A 278-nucleotide genomic window follows, 5' to 3' on the forward strand; every position below is an offset into this window, starting at 1 on the left:
GGTCGTGCTCGGCGTGACCGCGGTGCTGTTCGCGATCGCGATGGCCGCCTTCACGCGCGTGCCGCAGCAGTTCTTCCCGAACTCGGAGCGCCCCGAACTGCTGGTCGACTTGCGCTTGCCGGAAGGCGCGTCGTTCGACGCGACGCTGCGCGAGGCCACGCGGCTCGAGAAGACGCTCGCCGGCCGCCCCGAAATCGATCATGTCGTCGACTTCGTCGGCACCGGTGCGCCGCGCTTCTATCTGCCGCTCGATCAACAGCTTCAGCAGCCGAACTTCG

At 68.0% G+C, this 278-nt stretch carries 1 protein-coding gene; it reads left to right on the plus strand.

Annotated features, from left to right (window positions below; all coding sequences use genetic code 11):
- A partial coding sequence (locus R2R70_RS19900; protein ID WP_410978884.1) for an efflux RND transporter permease subunit occupies window positions 1-278 on the plus strand: 278 nt, incomplete at both ends.

Origin of the sequence: Cobetia sp. SIMBA_158, assembly GCF_046566945.1 — a bacterium.
GTDB classification, from domain to species: Bacteria; Pseudomonadota; Gammaproteobacteria; order Pseudomonadales; family Halomonadaceae; genus Cobetia; species Cobetia amphilecti.